This window comes from Pseudomonas sp. S2_C11, assembly GCF_054668395.1.
Genome location: NZ_CP162765.1, coordinates 367927 through 382447, shown reverse-complemented (window position 1 = coordinate 382447; position 14521 = coordinate 367927). Strand labels below are relative to the sequence as shown.

At 59.9% G+C, this 14521-nt stretch carries 16 protein-coding genes; 2 read left to right on the top strand and 14 right to left on the bottom strand.

What is annotated here, in order from left to right; translation table 11 throughout:
- Nucleotides 1-4: 4 nt before the first annotated feature.
- The 3 genes from AB4N48_RS01820 to AB4N48_RS01810 are packed head-to-tail and all read right to left on the bottom strand — an operon-like array spanning nucleotide 5 to nucleotide 1634.
- The gene (locus AB4N48_RS01820) at nucleotides 5-718 is read right to left on the bottom strand and encodes a PilW family protein (protein WP_281120872.1); all 714 of its coding nucleotides are present in this window, start codon (nucleotides 716-718) and stop codon (nucleotides 5-7) included.
- Nucleotides 715-1164: a type IV pilus modification protein PilV gene (gene pilV, locus AB4N48_RS01815; protein ID WP_071173641.1), complete on the bottom strand. Its 450-nt coding sequence runs from the start codon at nucleotides 1162-1164 to the stop codon at nucleotides 715-717. The genes AB4N48_RS01820 and pilV overlap by 4 nt, the downstream gene beginning before the upstream one ends.
- Complete coding sequence (locus AB4N48_RS01810) at nucleotides 1161-1634, bottom strand: GspH/FimT family pseudopilin (RefSeq protein ID WP_460094705.1); 474 nt, start codon at nucleotides 1632-1634, stop codon at nucleotides 1161-1163. Before AB4N48_RS01810 ends, pilV begins: the two co-directional genes overlap by 4 nt.
- A gap of 130 nt (nucleotides 1635-1764) precedes the next feature.
- Here AB4N48_RS01810 and AB4N48_RS01805 point away from each other — a divergent pair, with 130 nt between their 5' ends.
- Nucleotides 1765-2334 carry a GspH/FimT family pseudopilin gene (locus AB4N48_RS01805; protein ID WP_252876923.1) on the top strand — a complete coding sequence of 190 codons (570 nt, stop codon included), beginning with the start codon at nucleotides 1765-1767 and terminating at the stop codon, nucleotides 2332-2334.
- On the opposite strand, the gene ispH is transcribed toward AB4N48_RS01805, so the two are convergent.
- From ispH to murJ, 6 genes are all read right to left on the bottom strand, one after another.
- A complete protein-coding gene (gene ispH / locus AB4N48_RS01800; RefSeq protein ID WP_016773129.1) occupies nucleotides 2291-3235 on the bottom strand; it encodes a 4-hydroxy-3-methylbut-2-enyl diphosphate reductase in 945 nt (314 codons plus the stop codon). The two genes, AB4N48_RS01805 and ispH, sit on opposite strands and share 44 nt — an antisense overlap.
- A gap of 206 nt (nucleotides 3236-3441) precedes the next feature.
- Nucleotides 3442-3894, bottom strand: a complete 453-nt coding sequence (gene fkpB / locus AB4N48_RS01795) for an FKBP-type peptidyl-prolyl cis-trans isomerase (RefSeq protein WP_056790492.1) — start codon at nucleotides 3892-3894, stop codon at nucleotides 3442-3444.
- A complete protein-coding gene (lspA, locus tag AB4N48_RS01790; RefSeq protein WP_252884854.1) occupies nucleotides 3887-4399 on the bottom strand; it encodes a signal peptidase II in 513 nt (170 codons plus the stop codon). Before lspA ends, fkpB begins: the two co-directional genes overlap by 8 nt.
- Nucleotides 4392-7223, bottom strand: coding sequence for an isoleucine--tRNA ligase (gene ileS, locus AB4N48_RS01785; protein ID WP_122693089.1), 2832 nt, complete (start codon nucleotides 7221-7223; stop codon nucleotides 4392-4394). The genes lspA and ileS overlap by 8 nt, the downstream gene beginning before the upstream one ends.
- Nucleotides 7224-7236: 13 nt before the next feature.
- Nucleotides 7237-8175, bottom strand: a complete 939-nt coding sequence (ribF, locus tag AB4N48_RS01780) for a bifunctional riboflavin kinase/FAD synthetase (protein WP_016773125.1) — start codon at nucleotides 8173-8175, stop codon at nucleotides 7237-7239.
- A 129-nt stretch (nucleotides 8176-8304) separates the two neighbouring features.
- Nucleotides 8305-9843: a murein biosynthesis integral membrane protein MurJ gene (gene murJ, locus AB4N48_RS01775; protein ID WP_016773124.1), complete on the bottom strand. Its 1539-nt coding sequence runs from the start codon at nucleotides 9841-9843 to the stop codon at nucleotides 8305-8307.
- Between the two features lie 252 nt (nucleotides 9844-10095).
- Between murJ and rpsT the strand changes: the two genes are divergently transcribed.
- The gene (rpsT, locus tag AB4N48_RS01770) at nucleotides 10096-10368 is read left to right on the top strand and encodes a 30S ribosomal protein S20 (RefSeq protein ID WP_003228351.1); all 273 of its coding nucleotides are present in this window, start codon (nucleotides 10096-10098) and stop codon (nucleotides 10366-10368) included.
- Nucleotides 10369-10553: 185 nt separating this feature from the next.
- On the opposite strand, the gene AB4N48_RS01765 is transcribed toward rpsT, so the two are convergent.
- The 5 genes from AB4N48_RS01765 to rplU form a co-directional block, all read right to left on the bottom strand.
- On the bottom strand, nucleotides 10554-11021 hold the full coding sequence (locus tag AB4N48_RS01765) for a CreA family protein (protein ID WP_041477794.1): 468 nt from the start codon (nucleotides 11019-11021) through the stop codon (nucleotides 10554-10556).
- Between the two features lie 10 nt (nucleotides 11022-11031).
- Nucleotides 11032-12150, bottom strand: a complete 1119-nt coding sequence (gene proB / locus AB4N48_RS01760; protein WP_039761700.1) for a glutamate 5-kinase — start codon at nucleotides 12148-12150, stop codon at nucleotides 11032-11034.
- Between the two features lie 137 nt (nucleotides 12151-12287).
- A complete protein-coding gene (gene cgtA, locus AB4N48_RS01755) occupies nucleotides 12288-13511 on the bottom strand; it encodes an Obg family GTPase CgtA (protein WP_016773122.1) in 1224 nt (407 codons plus the stop codon).
- A gap of 193 nt (nucleotides 13512-13704) precedes the next feature.
- The gene (gene rpmA, locus AB4N48_RS01750) at nucleotides 13705-13962 is read right to left on the bottom strand and encodes a 50S ribosomal protein L27 (protein ID WP_016773121.1); all 258 of its coding nucleotides are present in this window, start codon (nucleotides 13960-13962) and stop codon (nucleotides 13705-13707) included.
- A 35-nt stretch (nucleotides 13963-13997) separates the two neighbouring features.
- Complete coding sequence (gene rplU / locus AB4N48_RS01745; protein WP_007924746.1) at nucleotides 13998-14309, bottom strand: 50S ribosomal protein L21; 312 nt, start codon at nucleotides 14307-14309, stop codon at nucleotides 13998-14000.
- Between the last annotated feature and the right edge of the window lie 212 nt (nucleotides 14310-14521).

The following is a 14521-nucleotide window of genomic DNA, read 5'->3' as shown; positions in this document are numbered from 1 at the left end:
CCCCTCATGGCAAGCGGTTGCGCAATGCCGCAACCACGTTGAAGGTTTGATTGCGCACCCGATTGTTCGGGTCGGTGAGGGTCAGGCTCAGGCGCACGCTGCGGATGCGCGCCGGATCGCCGGGGTTGCTGCTGTACGTTGAAGCTGCGACGTCGGTCGCGGAGCTGGCCAGACCGAATGTGACGTTGAAGGCGCTGACGTTGTTCACCAGCACTTGCTGCGCCGGATTGCCGCTGCCAGTGCCCATGAGGATCTGGTTATTGCTGAAGCTGTAGATCAGGCGCCGGATCGGGAACGCGATCTGCCCCGTGGTCGGGCTGCGCAATCCGCTGTAGGCGACCGCGCTGTTGCGACAATCGGAAATCACCGTCCAGGTCGGCGTTCCCCCGCCGCTGCCGACATCGGCGGTGACCATGGTCAGCTTGAGACTGGCGTTATCCCAGTTGATCGGGATGAGTTGCGCGGTGTTGAAATCCCCTGCAGAACTGGAGTCGACGATGGTGCCGAGGCAGCCGAACATGCCGACCATACGAATTTCCTGAATCATTTTGCTGAGAACGAAGCGCGCATCTTCCTGCATCGCTGCGGCGCTGTTCTGACTGACGTAAGTGTTTTTTGCGGCGATGAAAATCTGTACCACGCCGAGCACTACGATCAGCCCCAAAGCCAGAGCAATCAGCAATTCGATCAGGCCGAAACCACGGCTGGCACGCTTCATGGTGTGGCCACCGGATCGACCGCCGCCCGGCTGCTCAGGACGAAACTGCGCTGGGCACTGGCAGCGTTCGCCGCGCGCGCATCGCTCCAGGTAATGGTGATGGTGTAGACCCGCTGGTTGAGGGTGATGCTGCCCGTCGCGGTCGGGCCGCCGAAGTTGGCGATGTTGGTGGTGAAATCGTAGAGATCCTGGTCCCGCGCATTACTGAGATTGCCCGAGGTCGGTGGCGTGACGGTGTAGTTGGCGCCGGAATTGGCGCGGATGCGATCCATCATGTCATAGGCGATGAAACTGGCCTGACTGGTCATCCGCGAACTGTCGGTGTACTTCAGCGCATTGAGCTGCACCGCCGCTGCGCCCAACAGCCCGACGGTCAGAATCAGCAACGCGACCAGCACTTCGATCAGCGTCATGCCCTCCTGTGCGTTTTTGCTCCCTGCCCTCATCCGCAATTTCCACCCAGTTGAGTGCGTCCGTTCAAACACACGTTCAGCGTCCTGCTTTGCGTGCCCAGCGTGTAACCGATGACCACCGCCGTCGACGGTGCCGCCAGACCGCCGAGGTTGTTGAAATCCAGTGCGGTCACTCCTGAGGGTAGCGTCAGAGTCGCGCCACTGCTCATTGCTGGAACAACCCGCAACACATTGGCCGGATTGCCAGTACTGTCGTAGACCGCCAGTTCACCGGTCCAGACACTGCCGCCAGCGGTCGGACGCAGACGCGTGGTCACGCCGCGATTGATTGCCTCGAGGCGAGCGAAATTGATTGCCCGCTGCAAGTCGCCGACTTCGGTATCCGCCTTGCTGCTCTGGATCGTACGGGTAAAGGCCGGCACCGCCAGCGTGATCAGTATCAGGAACACCGCAATGGCGACCAGCAACTCGACCAGCGTGAAACCTTTTGTACGAAGATCCATCGGTGCCCTCCGTTGCCGTCGGCTATACCTGCTTTTACACGCTAGAACATTCGCTCGGCACGCGCCGACTGATTTGCCCTGCGCGGCGCACGGATTGCGCTGCTCATACCATTCCACGGAGGGATTTTTCATGCCGCAACACGGTTTCAGCCTGATTGAACTGCTTATGGGACTGGCGATTGGCGCAATTGTTCTGCTGCTGGTCAGCCCGGCGTTCGCCGCGCTCAAGCAAGCGAATCAGCGCGACCACGCAGCGCAGTCGCTGCTCGAAGGCATCCGCCACGCTCGCACACTGGCCATCACGCACAATCAGAGCGTGGTGATCCATGGCATCGGGAGTGACTGGAGTCAGGGTTGGCGGATCATTCTGGATAGAAGCGGCAAGGGGCCGGAGGACAGCAGCAATCCGCTGCTGGTTGAACGCGCCAGTGAGGCGAAAGTGCCGATTGTCGGCAACTGGTGGGTGAGCCGCTATGTGCGCTTCAGTCATCTGGGGCAGCCACTGATGCCGGGGCGGCGATTTCAGGCGGGGACGATACACATCTGCTCGCCGCGCGAGCCGGTCAGCCAGCGGCAGATCGTGCTGGCGGCGACCGGTCGCGTGCGCCTGAGCAGTCAGGAGACCGAACAGGCGCTGTGCGACAAAAGCAGAAGCGTCAGATCGAACGGACGCGCAGCTCTTTCGGCATCGAGAACGTGATGTTCTCCTCACGGCCAGCCAGCTCATCGGCACCGGTCGCGCCCCAGGCCTGCAATTGCTGGATCACGCCCCGGACCAGCACTTCCGGTGCCGAGGCGCCAGCGGTAATACCAATGCGCTCGACGCCGTCGAACCAGCTCTGTTGCAGATCCTCGGCACCGTCGATCAGGTACGCCGGAGTCGCCATGCGCTCAGCCAATTCGCGCAGACGGTTGGAGTTGGAACTGTTCGGGCTGCCGACCACTAGCACCACGTCGCACTCGTCGGCCAGTTGCTTGACGGCGTCCTGACGGTTTTGTGTGGCGTAGCAGATGTCGTCCTTGCGCGGACCACCGATGGCCGGGAAGCGCGTGCGCAGGGCATCGATAACGCGACTGGTGTCGTCCATCGACAAGGTTGTCTGGGTGACGAAGGCGAGTCTTTCCGGATCGCGTACCTGCAATGCGGCCACGTCCTTTTCGTCTTCGACGAGGTAGATCGCGCCGCCGTTGCTGGCATCGTACTGGCCCATGGTGCCTTCGACTTCCGGGTGACCGGCGTGGCCGATCAGGATGCACTCGCGACCGTCGCGGCTGTATTTGGCGACCTCGATGTGCACCTTGGTCACCAGCGGGCAGGTTGCATCGAAGACTTTCAGGCCACGACCTGCAGCTTCGTTGCGCACGGCTTGGGAAACACCGTGGGCGCTGAAGATGACGATCACGTCATCGGGCACCTGATCGAGCTCTTCGACGAAAATCGCGCCACGGCTGCGCAGGTCTTCGACGACGAACTTGTTGTGCACCACTTCATGACGCACATAGATCGGCGGCCCGAAGACTTCCAGGGCGCGGTTGACGATTTCGATCGCCCGGTCCACACCGGCGCAGAAGCCACGGGGGTTGGCGAGTTTGATTTGCATGCTGTGCCTCGTGTCTTGCGCGCGAAAACAATGGAAAACAGACTGTGGAGACCTGCTTGTTGTGGCGAGGGGAATCATCCCCGCTCGGCTGCGTAGCAGTCGCAGACCTTCAACGGACTTATCTCAGAATCCGTTGACTGGTCTGGGGGCGCTTCGCACCCCAGCGGGGATGAATCCCCTCGCCACAGAAGCTCACTCCTGCATTTTTAGATTGCTTTGACGGAAATGATTTCCACGTCAAAGGTCAGCGTCTTGCCCGCCAGCGGGTGGTTGAAGTCGACGGTCACTTGCGTGTCATCGAATTCCTTCACCACTCCTGGCAATTCAGTATTGGCCGCATCGTTGAAGATCACCAGCAGACCCGGTGACAACTCCATGTCGTTGAACTGCGAACGCGGGATGGTCTGCACGTTCTGCGGGTTTGGCTGTCCGAAAGCGTTTTCCGGCTCAACGGTCACTGTGCGCCTGTCGCCGGCCTTGAAGCCAAACAGTGCGGCTTCGAAACCCGGCAGCAGGTTGCCATCGCCGACCTTGAAGGTCGCCGGGGCCTTGTCGAAGGTACTGTCGACGGTGTCACCGTTTTCCAGGCGCAAGGCAAAGTGCAGGGTGACTTCGGTGTTCTGGCCGATGCGTTGCTCAGTCGATTGCGGTTCAGTCATGAGCAGCCTCTTCGGTTTTCTTCGATTTGAACATGTCCAGTGCCAGCATGATCGCGCCAACGGTGATCGCGCTGTCGGCAATGTTGAACGCCGGGAAATACCAGCGGTTCTGCCAGTGCACCAGAATGAAGTCGATCACATGGCCCAGGGCAATGCGGTCATACAGGTTGCCCAGCGCGCCACCCAGCACCAGTGCCAGGGCGACGGCCAGCCAGGTGTCGTTGCGGCCCAGGCGCTTGAGCCAGACCACCAGTACCGCACTGACGACAATGGCGATCAGCGCAAACAGCCAGCGCTGCCAGCCGGAGCTGTCGGCGAGGAAGCTGAAAGCAGCGCCAGTGTTGTAGGCCAGCGTCCAGCTGAACAGATCGGGAATGATCACGATCTGCTGGAACATTTCGAGCCTGGCTTCGAAGTAGAACTTGCTGGCCTGGTCAATGACCAGGACCAGCAGGCTCAACCACAGCCAGCTCAGCCGTCCGAAACGGCCAATGGCATCAGGCATAGTGACGAACCTCGCCAGCACCGCTGATGTTGTCGACGCAACGACCGCAGATTTCCGGATGCTCCGGGTTCACGCCGACGTCTTCGCGGCAATGCCAGCACCGCGCGCATTTCGGGAACGCCGATTTGACGATCTTCAGTTTCAGACCGCTGACTTCGGTGGCCACTGCATCGGCCGGAGCCTGAACGAATGGCGCGACGCTGGCAGTCGAGGTGATCAGGACAAAGCGCAGCTCGTTGCTCAGCTTGGCCAGGTCGGCGCTCAGCGCCTCTTCGGCAAACAGCGTCACTTCGGCCTGCAGGTTGCCACCGACGGCTTTCGCCGCACGCTGGATTTCCATCTCTTTGTTGACCGCGACTTTCACTTCCATGATGCGATCCCAGTAGGCGCGACCCAGCTCGAAGCCTTCCGGCAGCTCGGTCAGGCCTTCGTACCAGGTGTTGAGCATGACCGACTCGTTACGCTCGCCCGGCAGGTATTGCCACAGCTCGTCAGCAGTGAAGGCGAGGATCGGCGCGATCCAGCGCACCAGCGCTTCAGAGATGTGGAACAGCGCGGTCTGGCACGAGCGACGGGCCTTGCTGTCGGCACCGGTGGTGTACTGGCGGTCCTTGATGATGTCGAGGTAGAAACCGCCCAGCTCCTGCACGCAGAAGTTGTGGATCTTCGAGTACACGTTCCAGAAACGGTATTCGCCGTAGTGCTCTTGCAACTCGCGTTGCAGCAACAGCGTACGATCCACCGCCCAGCGATCCAGCGCCAGCATGTCTTCGGCCGGCAGCAGGTCGGTGGCCGGGTTGAAACCGGTCAGGTTGGAAAGCAGGAAGCGCGCGGTGTTACGGATACGACGATAGGCATCGGCGCTGCGGGTCAGGATCTGATCCGACACAGCGATTTCGCCAGAGTAGTCGGTCGACGCGACCCAAAGACGCATGATGTCGGCGCCCAGCGTATCGTTGATCTTCTTCGGCTCAATCACGTTTTTCAGCGACTTGGACATCTTGCGGCCGGACTCGTCGACGGTGAAGCCATGCGTCAGCAGTTCGCGATACGGTGCGTGGTTGTCGATGGCGCAACCGGTCAGCAACGACGAGTGGAACCAGCCACGGTGCTGGTCGGAACCTTCCAGGTACAGGTCGGCACGCGGGCCGCTCTCGTGGCCCATCGGGTGCGAACCGCGCAGGACGTGCCAGTGCGTGGTGCCGGAGTCGAACCAGACGTCGAGGGTGTCGCTGATCTTGTCGTATTGCGGCGCTTCATCACCGAGCAGTTCGGCGGCGTCGAGTTTGAACCAGGCTTCGATGCCTTCGACTTCAACGCGTTTGGCGACTTCTTCCATCAGCTCGACGGTGCGTGGATGCAGCTCGCCGCTTTCCTTGTTGAGGAAGAACGGGATCGGCACGCCCCAGTTGCGCTGACGCGAGATGCACCAGTCCGGACGATTGGCGATCATCGAGTGCAGGCGCGCCTGGCCCCAGGCCGGAACGAACTTGGTGTCTTCGATGGCTTTGAGCGAGCGCACGCGCAGGGTGTCGCCGCTGGTTGGCTCCTTGTCCATGCCGATGAACCACTGCGCAGTAGCGCGGTAGATCAGCGGGGTCTTGTGGCGCCAGCAGTGCATGTAGCTGTGTTCGATGACGGTGGTGTGCATCAGCGCACCGACTTCGGTCAGTTTTTCGACGATAGCCGGGTTGGCCTTCCAGATGAACTGGCCGCCGAAGAATTCCAGCGACGGCACGTACACGCCGTTGCTCTGTACCGGGTTGAGGATGTCGTCGTTGACCATGCCGTATTTCTTGCAGGTCACGAAGTCGTCCACGCCATAGGCCGGGGCGGAGTGAACCACGCCGGTGCCTGCGCCCAGTTCGACGTAGTCAGCCAGGTACACCGGCGACAGACGATCGTAGAACGGGTGACGGAAGTTGATCAGCTCCAGCTCTTTACCGGTGGTGGTGGCGATGACCGAACCTTGCACGCCATAGCGCGCCAGGCAGGCTTCGACCAGCTCTTCAGCCAGCACCAGCAGCTTGTCGCCGATATCGACCAGGGCGTAGTTGAATTCCGGGTGCACGTTCAGCGCCTGGTTGGCCGGGATGGTCCACGGGGTGGTGGTCCAGATCACGATCGCAGCAGGTTTGCTCAGCGAGGCCAGACCGAAGGCCGCAGCCAGTTTGGCTTCGTCGGCGATCGGGAACGCAACGTCGATGGTCGAGGACTTCTTGTTCTCGTACTCGACTTCCGCTTCAGCCAGAGCCGAACCGCAATCGAAGCACCAGTTCACCGGCTTGAGGCCCTTGAAGACAAAACCACCCTTGACGATTTCGGCGAGGGCGCGGATTTCACCGGCCTCGTTCTTGAAATCCATGGTCTTGTACGGATTGGCGAAGTCGCCCAGCACGCCGAGACGGATGAACTCGGACTTCTGCCCTTCGATCTGCTCGGTGGCGTAGGCGCGGCACAGCTCGCGGGTCTTATCCGCGCCGAGGTTCTTGCCGTGGGTCACTTCCACCTTGTGCTCGATCGGCAAGCCGTGGCAATCCCAGCCCGGGACATACGGCGCGTCGAAACCCGACAGGGTTTTCGAGCGGATGATCATGTCCTTGAGAATCTTGTTCAGTGCGTGACCGATGTGGATCGTGCCGTTGGCGTACGGAGGGCCGTCGTGCAGGACGAACTTCGGACGATCCTTGCCAATCTCGCGCAACTTTCCGTACAGGCCAATACTGTCCCAGCGCTGCAGGATCTGCGGTTCGCGCTGTGGCAGGCCGGCCTTCATTGGGAAGGCGGTGTCCGGAAGGTTTAGCGTGGCTTTATAGTCGGTCATTTAAGGCTCTTCATTAGCGATGGGCGCTAGGTGCGGCTAGTGCACGGGCGGTGGCGACATCCGCATTGATCGCCGTTTTCAATGCCTCCAGAGAGGCGAAGCGCTGCTCTTCACGCAGCTTTTGGTGGAAAACCACCGTCAAACGCCGGTCATACAGATCGCCGGCAAAATCTAACAGATGGACCTCGAGGTGGGCTTTGCCATCTCCTTGCACCGTGGGGCGCACGCCGATATTGGCGACGCCGGGCCAGGTCTTGCCGTCGATGTCGACATTCACCAGATAGACCCCGGTGAACGGCACGCGACGACGCTTGAGTTGAATGTTGGCAGTGGGCGTGCCCAGTTGCCGGGCCAGTTTCTGGCCATGCAGCACGCGACCGGCGATGCGGTACGGACGGCCGAGCAAGCGTTCGGCCAAGGCAAAATCGGCCGCAGCCAAGGCGTTGCGCACCTGCGTGCTGCTGACGCGAATGCCGTCCAGCTCGACGGTTTGCGCCGCTTCGACGGTGAAACCGTGAACCTGCCCGGCCTGCATCAGAAAATCGAAATCGCCGAGGCGGTCGCAACCGAAACGGAAATCATCACCGACCTCCAGATGCTGCACGCCAAGGCCATCGACCAGAATGGTATCGACGAACTCACTGGCGCTGAGCTTGCTCAGCCGCTGGTTGAAAGCCAGGCACAACACCCGGTCGACGCCTTCCGCGGCCAGCAATTGCAGCTTGTCGCGCAACCGCGCCAGACGTGCCGGTGCGGTGTCGGGGGCAAAGAACTCCCGTGGCTGCGGCTCGAAAATCACCACGCAGCTGGGTACGCCCAACTCGAGCGCACGCTCACGCAGCCGCGCCAGGATAGCCTGGTGACCACGGTGAACACCGTCAAAGTTGCCAATAGTGGCGACGCAGCCCCGATGCTGGGGGCGCAAGTTGTGGAGGCCTCGAACCAGCTGCATAACGCGCTTCTTGCTCATAAAGTGGTCGATTATAACCACACCCGACGGCCGACGACAGGCAACACCGTAACGCAAAGTGAACGAGCCGACAAAACCGCCGGCCCATGCCTGCTCATGAAGGCTGAAACCTCAGCTCAAGGCCTTGCGATTGAAGTCGCGCAGGCGGAAACCCAACAGCAACAACATACCGAAATACGCCACCACGCCAGCAACCACCAGCGCGCCCAGGCGCAAGAAGCGCTCAAGCATATGGCCCTCATCCCAGGCGGGCATGAAATGCATGCCGGCCAGCAAGACCGCCGACATCACGGTCACCGCAACGACCAGCTTGAAGCCGAATTTGCCCCAGCCCGGTTGCGGTTGATACATCTTTTGCTTGCGCAGTTGGTAGAACAGCAGCCCGGCGTTCAGGCAAGCACCGGCACTGATCGCCAAGGCAAGGCCGGCGTGGGCCAGCGGCCCGATCAGCGCCAGGTTGAACAACTGCGTGCAGACCAGCGTGAAAATTGCGATTTTCACCGGGGTGCGAATGTTCTGTTGCGCATAAAAGCCCGGCGCCAGCACTTTGATCACGATAATCCCGAGCAGGCCGACCGAATAGGCAATCAGTGCACGCTGGGTCATCTCGGCATCAAAGCCACTGAACTGACCGTACTGGAACAGCGAAACAGTCAGCGGCTCGGCAAGAATCCCCAGTGCCAGCGCGCACGGCAGCACCAGCACAAAGCACAGGCGCAGCCCCCAATCGAGGATGCGCGAGTATTCGTGGCGATCCTTGCTGGCGTAGGTCTTGGCCAGTGTCGGCAGCAGAATCGTGCCGAGCGCCACGCCCAATACGCCCGACGGCAATTCCATCAAACGGTCGGCGTAATACATCCACGACACTGAACCTGCGACCAGAAACGAGGCGAAGATGGTGTTGATGATCAATGAAATCTGACTCACCGACACGCCGAGAATCGCCGGCAGCATCTGCTTCATCACCCGCCAAACGCCGCTGTCGCGCAGGTTCAGGCGTGGTAGCACCAGCATGCCGATCTTTTTCAGGTGCGGCAGCTGATACAGCAACTGCGCCAGACCGCCGACCAACACCGCCCACCCGAGTGCCATGACCGGCGGATCGAAATACGGCGTGAGGAACAGCGAAAACACGATCATGCTGACGTTGAGCAGAGTCGGTACGAAGGCCGGCACCGAGAAGCGGTTCCAGGTGTTGAGGATCGCGCCGGCCAGCGACGACAGCGAGATCAGCAATATATAAGGAAAGGTCACCCGCAACAGATCGGAGGTGAGCTGGAATTTTTCCGGGGTATCGGTAAAACCGGGCGCCGTGGCCCAGATCACCCAAGGGGCGGCGATCATGCCCAGTGCAGTCACAACCGCCAACACCAGCGTCAACAGGCCCGATACATAGGCAATGAAGGTGCGCGTCGCCTCTTCGCCCTGCTGGCTTTTATATTCGGCCAGGATCGGCACGAACGCTTGGGAGAAAGCCCCTTCGGCAAAGATCCGCCGCAGCAGGTTGGGCAGTTTGAACGCAATAAAGAAGGCATCCGTGGCCATCCCGGCGCCGAATGTCCGCGCGATCAGCGTGTCACGAACGAAACCCAGAATCCGGGAAAGCATCGTGATAGAGCTGACGGCGGCCAACGATTTGAGCAGATTCATTGAGAGAGTTTGTGCCTGTCGATAAACAGCAGGCGAACAATGCGCCTACTTGTGCGATACTCCGCGCCGCAACAGCACAGAGCCAAAGCTCGCGAGTTTACAGGTCAAGCGCCGGAAATAAATATCCCGCCTCTTTATACCTACCACTTAGCGGAACGATTCAAGTGCCCTTGACAAGACAAGTCTTCATCGGCATGATTCGCGGCCTATTTTGTTTGCTATTTCCTAAAAAGTCTTTCGAGGAGCTCGACGGTGGCCAACTCACCTTCCGCCAAAAAACGTGCAAAACAGGCTGAGAAGCGTCGCAGCCACAACGCCAGCCTGCGTTCCATGGTTCGTACCTACATCAAGAATGTAGTTAAGGCCATCGACGCAAAAGACGCTGAAAAAGCTCAAGCTGCATACGTTCTGGCTGTGCCAGTTATCGACCGTATGGCCGATAAAGGCATCATCCACAAGAACAAGGCTGCTCGTCATAAGAGCCGTCTGAATGGCCACGTCAAAGCGCTGAAAGAAGCCGCTTAATCGACGTAGTCATTAAAAAACCGACCTCAGGGTCGGTTTTTTATTGCCTGTGATTTAACAAGCTACAGGCAAAAAAACTGTGGGAGCGAGCCCGCTTGCGAATGCGATCTGCCAGTTGATATTTCTATCGACCGACATGACCTCTTCGCGAGCAGGCTCGCCCCCACAGTTCGGATTGGTGGCGCTTATTGCTGGACCGGCACCCACGGCAGGATCGGGATGGCCGTGACCGCATTCTGCGGACTACCCTCGATCAAGCGATCGCTGTAGACCAGATACACCAGCGTGTTGCGCTTCTTGTCGAGGAAACGCACCACCTGCATGGTCTTGAACACCAGCGAGGTGCGCTCCTTGAACACCTCGTCGCCGTCCTTCAACTCACCCTTGAACTTGATCGGCCCGACCTGACGACAGGCAATCGAGGCTTCGGCGCGATCCTCTGCCAGACCCAGACCACCCTTCACTCCGCCGGTCTTGGCGCGAGACAGGTAGCAGGTCACGCCCTCGACTTTCGGATCGTCGAAGGCCTCGACCACGATCCGGTCATTCGGCCCGACAAACTTGAACACCGTCGACACCTGACCGATTTCCTCGGCCGAGACCAGCAATGGCATGGCCATCAGCAGGCCCAACAAACCTTTCGCTACACGCATCGAATTTTCCTTAGACCAGAATCAGGTTGTCACGGTGAACCAGTTCCGGCTCCGCCATGTAACCGAGCAAACCGACAATCGCATCCGACGACTGACCGATGATTTTTTGCGCTTCCAGGGCGCTGTAATTGGCCAGACCCCGAGCGATCTCCCGACCGTCCGGCGCCACACAGACGACCATCTCACCACGACGGAAACTGCCCTGAACCAGTTTCACCCCCACCGGCAGCAGACTTTTGTTGCCCTTGGACAACGCCGACACCGCCCCCTCATCCAGCACCAGGGTGCCACGGGTTTGCAGGTGCCCGGCCAGCCACTGCTTGCGCGCCGCGAGCATGCCGCGCTCCGGCGATAGCAGCGTGCCAATGCGCTCGCCCGCCTTCAGGCGATCGAGCACACGCTCAAGCCGCCCGCCGACGATGATGGTGTGCGCACCGGAACGCGCTGCCAGGCGTGCCGCACGCAACTTGGTCTGCATGCCGCCGCGCCCCAGCGCACCACCGGTACCGCCTGCAACCGCATCGAGCGTCGGATCATCGGCGCGCGCTTCATAAATCAGCTGCGCATCGGGATTGTTGCGCGGATCAGCGTCGAACATGCCGTCGCGATCAGTGAGGATCACCAGCAGATCGGCCTCGACCAGATTGGCCACCAGCGCCGCCAGCGTGTCGTTGTCGCCGAAACGGATTTCATCGGTGACCACGGTGTCGTTTTCATTGATCACCGGAATGACCTTCAGCTCGACCAGTGCACGCAAGGTGCTACGGGCGTTGAGGTAGCGCTTGCGGTCGGACAGGTCGTCGTGGGTCAGGAGAATCTGTGCAGTGTGCCGGCCATGCTCGGCGAAGCTCGACTCCCACGCCTGCACCAACCCCATCTGACCGATTGCAGCGGCCGCCTGGAGCTCGTGCATGGCACTGGGTCGTGCGGTCCAGCCCAAGCGACTCATGCCGGCCGCTACCGCCCCGGAGGACACCAGCACCAGCTCGACGCCCGCCTCATGCAGCGCCACCATCTGCTCGACCCAGACACTCATTGCCGCGCGATCCAGCCCTTTGCCGTCAGCTGTCAGCAAAGCGCTGCCGATCTTCACGACCCAACGCTGCGCACCTGTCACCTTGCTCCGCATCATCTTCAACCTTAGCTTGAGGGCAGCGCGACCTGGCACTGCCCGTGACGTTAATCGTGGCGATTGCTGACCAACGATCGATTTCCGGATACTAAAACGCCGCTCGATTGAGCGGCGTTCAAGTTTATCGCAACGGATCAGTCACGCACGTAAATGATTTCCGGACCGTCTTCGTCATCCACATCTTCTTCGTCCCAGTCATCGTCGCCGATGTCATGGACCGACTTCACGCCACTGCGACGCAGGGCACGCTTGTCGTCCAGCGCCTGCAACTGCGCACGGGCTTCGTCTTCGATGCGCTGATCGAGATCGGCCAGCTCTTCCTTGTACGCAGGGTCTGCGGCGAGGCGATCGGCACGGTCTTCCATGTAACGCATGATGTCGTGGCACAGACGCTCGGTACCGATCTTGGCGATGGCCGAGATCACGTACACCGGACCAGTCCATTCCAGGCGATCGACGATTTCCTTGACGCGAGCATCGTGCTCTTCTTCAAGGATCTGATCGCACTTGTTCAGCACCAGCCAGCGATCACGCTCGGCCAGCGACGGGCTGAACTTGATCAGCTCGTTGACGATCACTTCAGCCGCGTCCGGAGCACTGGAATCATCCAGCGGCGCCATGTCGACGAGGTGCAGCAGCAGACGCGTACGCGCCAGGTGCTTGAGGAAGCGAATACCCAGGCCGGCACCATCGGAAGCGCCTTCGATCAAGCCCGGAATGTCGGCAATGACGAAGCTTTTCCAGCGATCGACGCTGACCACACCCAGGTTCGGCACCAGTGTGGTGAACGGGTAGTCGGCGACTTTCGGCTTGGCGGCCGAGACCGAACGGATAAAGGTACTTTTACCGGCGTTCGGCAAGCCCAGCAGACCGACGTCGGCCAGCACTTTCATTTCCAGTTTCAGGTCACGCTGCTCGCCCGGCTTGCCTGGCGTAGTCTGACGCGGCGCACGGTTGGTACTGGATTTGAAACGGGTGTTACCCAGACCGTGCCAGCCGCCCTGCACTACCATCAGTTTCTGACCAGCCTTGGTCAGGTCGCCGATGACTTCCTGGGTGGCGGAGTCGATCACGGTAGTGCCGACCGGCACGCGCAGGATCAGGTCTTCGCCCTTCTTGCCGGTGCAGTCGGTGCTGCCACCGTTGGAGCCACGCTCGGCATCGAAGTGACGGGTGTAACGGTAGTCGACCAGGGTATTGAGGTTTTCGTCGGCCATCATGTAGATGGAACCGCCGTCACCGCCATCACCGCCGTTCGGGCCGCCGTTTTCAATGAATTTTTCCCGGCGGAAACTCATGGCACCGTTGCCACCGTCACCGGCCTTTACGCGAATCGATACTTCATCAACAAACTTCATAACCAACGCCTCTCGCCGTACGGACGAGCCGAAAAACAATCAAGACATAAGACTCTTGCAAAAATGAGCGCAGCGACCCCAAGACACGACCTGCATCGCACGCCGACAGCCCATACAAACAGCTTTGCAAGAGACTCACCCCACAAACGAAAAAGCCCCGTCGCAAGACAGGGCTTCTCCAGCGATCTCGCGATTAAGCCGCGATTACGCTCACGTAACGACGACCGAAGGCGCCCTTTACTTCGAACTTGATCACGCCTTCGATTTTAGCGAAGAGAGTGTGATCCTTGCCCATGCCAACGCCGTAGCCAGCGTGGAATTGGGTGCCGCGCTGACGCACGATGATGTTGCCGGCCTTGATGACCTGGCCGCCATACATCTTCACGCCAAGGCGTTTGGCTTCTGAGTCGCGACCGTTACGGGTACTACCACCAGCTTTTTTGTGTGCCATGAGTTCAATTCTCCTAGTGAGGAATTAGGCTGTAATTAAGCCTGAATACCGGTGATTTTGATCTCGGTGAACCACTGGCGGTGGCCCATACGCTTCATGTGGTGCTTACGGCGACGGAACTTGATGATGCGGACTTTATCGTGACGACCTTGGGAGATCACTTCAGCCTTGACGGTTGCGCCAGCAACAACTGGTGCGCCGATGTTCACGTCGTCGCCATTGGCGACCAGCAGAACGCGATCAAAAGTCACGGATTCGCCAGTAGCGATTTCCAGTTTTTCGATCTTCAGGTATTCACCTTCAGCGACCTTGTATTGCTTACCGCCGGTAACGATTACTGCGTACATGGTATTTCTCCGATAATCCTGCTCACCCAGCTCTTTATAAGAAGAGGTATTGGCTGGCATGGCTGCATGGGGCTGGAACGGCCCAAGTGCAATTGCGTAAGGCAGGTGCTGCCCAGGAAGTTCAGGGTGCGCGATTGTACGCAAGCAATCTGCCTCGCGCAAGTGGCCGTCCATCGCGCCTTGACAGGTCTGGACGGGGGTCCTAGCATGCC

Coding starts and splice junctions, on each gene's coding strand:
- AB4N48_RS01820 (WP_281120872.1), bottom strand. CDS start 718: ATGAAGCGTGCCAGCCGTGGTTTCGGCCTGATCGAATTGCTGATTGCT.
- pilV (WP_071173641.1), bottom strand. CDS start 1,164: ATGAGGGCAGGGAGCAAAAACGCACAGGAGGGCATGACGCTGATCGAA.
- AB4N48_RS01810 (WP_460094705.1), bottom strand. CDS start 1,634: ATGGATCTTCGTACAAAAGGTTTCACGCTGGTCGAGTTGCTGGTCGCC.
- AB4N48_RS01805 (WP_252876923.1), top strand. CDS start 1,765: ATGCCGCAACACGGTTTCAGCCTGATTGAACTGCTTATGGGACTGGCG.
- ispH (WP_016773129.1), bottom strand. CDS start 3,235: ATGCAAATCAAACTCGCCAACCCCCGTGGCTTCTGCGCCGGTGTGGAC.
- fkpB (WP_056790492.1), bottom strand. CDS start 3,894: ATGACTGAACCGCAATCGACTGAGCAACGCATCGGCCAGAACACCGAA.
- lspA (WP_252884854.1), bottom strand. CDS start 4,399: ATGCCTGATGCCATTGGCCGTTTCGGACGGCTGAGCTGGCTGTGGTTG.
- ileS (WP_122693089.1), bottom strand. CDS start 7,223: ATGACCGACTATAAAGCCACGCTAAACCTTCCGGACACCGCCTTCCCA.
- ribF (WP_016773125.1), bottom strand. CDS start 8,175: ATGCAGCTGGTTCGAGGCCTCCACAACTTGCGCCCCCAGCATCGGGGC.
- murJ (WP_016773124.1), bottom strand. CDS start 9,843: ATGAATCTGCTCAAATCGTTGGCCGCCGTCAGCTCTATCACGATGCTT.
- AB4N48_RS01765 (WP_041477794.1), bottom strand. CDS start 11,021: ATGCGTGTAGCGAAAGGTTTGTTGGGCCTGCTGATGGCCATGCCATTG.
- proB (WP_039761700.1), bottom strand. CDS start 12,150: ATGCGGAGCAAGGTGACAGGTGCGCAGCGTTGGGTCGTGAAGATCGGC.
- cgtA (WP_016773122.1), bottom strand. CDS start 13,511: ATGAAGTTTGTTGATGAAGTATCGATTCGCGTAAAGGCCGGTGACGGT.
- rpmA (WP_016773121.1), bottom strand. CDS start 13,962: ATGGCACACAAAAAAGCTGGTGGTAGTACCCGTAACGGTCGCGACTCA.
- rplU (WP_007924746.1), bottom strand. CDS start 14,309: ATGTACGCAGTAATCGTTACCGGCGGTAAGCAATACAAGGTCGCTGAA.